This is a genomic window from Sphaerotilus sp., assembly GCF_041083715.1.
GTDB lineage: Bacteria > Pseudomonadota > Gammaproteobacteria > Burkholderiales > Burkholderiaceae_C > Sphaerotilus.
In genome coordinates this window covers 1-3347 of record NZ_JBFPGY010000115.1, presented here as the reverse complement: position 1 = coordinate 3347, position 3347 = coordinate 1, and the positions used below count along the sequence as shown (strand labels likewise).

3 protein-coding genes are annotated in these 3347 nt (G+C 69.3%); 1 reads left to right on the top strand and 2 read right to left on the bottom strand.

The features are described 5' to 3' along the window. A partial coding sequence (locus AB3X43_RS05585) for a glycerate kinase type-2 family protein (protein WP_369428879.1) occupies window positions 1-1248 on the bottom strand: 1248 nt, incomplete at its 3' end. Between the two features lie 3 nt (window positions 1249-1251). Then, a complete protein-coding gene (gnd, locus tag AB3X43_RS05580; protein ID WP_369428878.1) occupies window positions 1252-2685 on the bottom strand; it encodes a decarboxylating NADP(+)-dependent phosphogluconate dehydrogenase in 1434 nt (477 codons plus the stop codon). 106 nt (window positions 2686-2791) lie between these two features. Between gnd and AB3X43_RS05575 the strand changes: the two genes are divergently transcribed. Then, window positions 2792-3238 (top strand): SRPBCC family protein, encoded by a 447-nt coding sequence (locus AB3X43_RS05575; protein WP_369428877.1) that lies wholly within the window; start codon window positions 2792-2794, stop codon window positions 3236-3238. The last annotated feature ends 109 nt before the right edge of the window (window positions 3239-3347 follow it).

Genomic DNA, 3347 nt, shown 5'->3' with positions numbered 1-3347 from the left:
GTCGTTCACATTCGTCAGCGTCGGCCCGGTGACGACCTGATCGCCCAGGGCTTCGAAAAAGCCGTGGCCGTCGTTGTCGGCCAGCCGGTCCTTCGGGCGCAGGCCCAGCGCCCAGGCCCGTGCCAGCGTATCGGGCCGCCAGACGGCGCCCGCGATCTCTTCTTGTCCGTCCACGCCGTCGGTGTCGCCGGCCAGCGCATGGATGCGCGGATGTCCACCGAGCGCGATGCCCATCGACAGCAGGCATTCGACGTTGCGTCCGCCACGCCCGGTGCCGCGCACGGTGACGGTGGTTTCGCCGCCCGACAGCAGCACGCACGGTGCCGTGAACGGCTGACCACGCCCGGCGACCTGCAGCGCCAGCCCGGCGAGCACCTTGCCGACGTCGCGCGCCTCGCCCTCGATGGCGTCACCGAGGATGTGCGCGGGAATACCGGCCTCGCGGGCCACTGCAGCGGCGGCTTCCAGGGCCTGCTGCGGCGCAGCGACGATGCGGGTCTCGATGCCCGTCAATCGTGGGTCGCCTGGCTTGACCGACTCGCCCCGGCCGCTTTCCAGGACATCGCGCGCCGCAGGCGGCAGCGTGATGCCGTAGCGGCGCACGATGTCGAGCGCGTCGGCGCAGGTCGTCGGGTCCGCCACCGTCGGGCCGGAGGCAATGTCGATCGGGTCATCCCCCGGCACGTCCGAGATCAGCAGCGTCCGCACCCGCGCCGGGTGACACGCTGCGGCGAGCCGGCCGCCCTTGATCGCCGAGAGGTGTCGGCGCACGCAGTTCATCTCGGTGATCGTGGCGCCCGAGGCGAGCAGGGCGCGGTTGATCGCCTGCTTGTCGGCCAGCGTCACACCGTCCAGCGGCAGCGGCAGCAGCGACGAACCGCCGCCCGAGATGAGGCACAGCACCACGTCCTCTGGCGTGAGGCCAGCGACAAACGCGAGCAGGCGCTGTGCAGCGCGCAGGCCGGCTTCGTCGGGGACCGGGTGCGCTGCCTCGACGATCTCGATGCGCTCGCAAGGCACGTTGTAGCCATACCGGGTGACGACCAGGCCGGTGAGCGGGCCGGGCCAGTGCTGCTCGACGGCCTGCGCCATCGCCGCGGACGCCTTGCCTGCGCCGATGACGATGAGCCGGCCGCGCACCGTCGCCGGGTCAGGCAGGCACGGCGGGATGCACAGCGCTGGCTGGGCGCTGGCGACGGCCGCGTCGAAGAGACGGCGCAGCAGGGCGGGGGCGTTGTGGTCAGACATGCGTCATCCCACCACGTCCGGCCACACCGTGTGGAACCACTGGCCTGTCGGCTTGTCGGTGCGCTCGTAGGTGTGCGCGCCAAAGAAGTCGCGCTGCGCCTGCAGGAGGTTCGCGGGCAGCCGGGCGGTGCGCAGGCTGTCGTAGTAGCCGAGCGATGCACTCATCGCCGGCACCGGGATGCCTTGCGTCACCGCGTGCGCCACCACCTCGCGCCACGCCTGCTGCGTGCGGTTGAGCAGCGCGGCGAAATAGGGCGCCAGCATCAGGTGCGTCAGGTCGGGCTGCGTGCGGTAGGCGTCGGTGATGTGGTTGAGGAACCGCGCCCGGATGATGCAGCCGCCGCGCCAGATCGACGCCAGCCCGCCGAGGTCGATGTCCCAGCCCTTGCGCGCGCTCATGCTCTTCACGAGGTCCAGCCCCTGCGCGTAGCTGATCACCTTGGCGGCGTAGAGCGCGTCGTGGATCTTGGCCACCAGCGCCTGGCGCGCGGCGCGGTCGCCGGTCCAGGCGGTGGCCGGGCCGTGCAGGATCTCGCTGGCCGCGACCCGCTGCGCCTTCTGCGACGACAGCACGCGCGCCTCCACGGCGGCGTTGATGGTGCTGATCACGACCGCCTGCTCGGCGCCGTTCATGATCGTCCACTGGCCGGTGCCCTTCTGGCCCGCCTTGTCGAGGATGAGTTCGACGACGGGGTGGCCGGTCTCGGGGTCGATCTGCTCCAGCGCCTTGCCGGTGATCTGGATCAGGTAGCTCTGCAGATCGCCTTCGTTCCAGCGGTTGAAGACCTCGGCGATCTCCAGCGTCGCCATGCCCGCCGACTGCATCAGGTGGTAGGCCTCGCAGATGAGCTGCATGTCGCCGTACTCGATGCCGTTGTGGATCATCTTGACGTAGTGGCCCGCGCCGCCCGGTCCGATGTGGCGCACGCAGGGCTGGCCTTCGGCGACGGCGGCGATGCTCTCGAAGATCGGCTGCATCACCGCCCAGGTGGATGCCGGCCCGCCCGGCATGATGGCCGGCCCCTTGCGCGCGCCTTCCTCGCCGCCCGACACGCCTGCGCCGATGAAGCGCAGGCCCAGGGGTGTGAGCCACGCGTCGCGGCGCTCGGTGTCGGTGTAGAGGCTGTTGCCGCCGTCGATCACGATGTCGTCGGCCTCCAGCAGTGGGATGAGCTGCTCGATCACCGCATCGACGGCGGTGCCGGCCTTGACCATGATCATCACCTTGCGCGGGCGGGCGAGGCTCTGCACGAAGTCGGCCAGGCTGTGCGTGGCGGTCAGGCGCTTGTCCGGATACTGCGCGACGAACTCGTCGGTGATCGCACTGGTGCGGTTGTAGACGCTGACGTGGAAGCCGCGGCTTTCCACATTGAGCACCAGGTTCTGGCCCATCACGGCCAGGCCGATCAGGCCGAAATCGTTGAGCTTGTCTGTCATCGCATCACTGCCGAGTCTGAAGAGGCGGACAGGGTAGCGGTCCGGACGGCGTCGGTCCAGTATGCTGGTGACTTCCGTTTGTTCCACCGCTTGCGAGGAGTGCACCATGCCGCACACGATCCGACTCCACCGTGTCTTGCGCGCACCGCCGGAGCGCGTCTACCGGGCATTTCTGGATCCCGACGCGCTTGCCAAATGGATCCCGCCGAACGGCTTCACCGCCAAGGTGCACCACATGGACGCCCGTGTCGGCGGCACCTTCCGCATGTCGTTCACGAACTTCAGTGCGGGCCACAGCCACACGTTCGGTGGTGAATACCTGGAGCTGACGCCGCACACGCGCATCCGTTACACGGACCAGTTCGATGACCCGAACCTGCCCGGCGTCATCACGGTGACGGTGGAGCTGAAACCCGTGCTCTGCGGCACCGAGCTGAACATCGTGCAGGAGGGCATCCCGGACGTGATTCCGGCCGAGATGTGCCACCTCGGCTGGCAGGAGTCGCTGGTGCTGCTGGGCAAGCTGGTCGAGCCAGAGATCCCGGCGGGTTGATCAGCCGCACTCGGCCGCGAGCCGGCGCACCACGAGCTGGCGCAGTTCCTCATCGTCCTCGAATTTCACGTCGTGCGTACCGAGCAGCAGCGTGCCGCCTCCGCGCAGC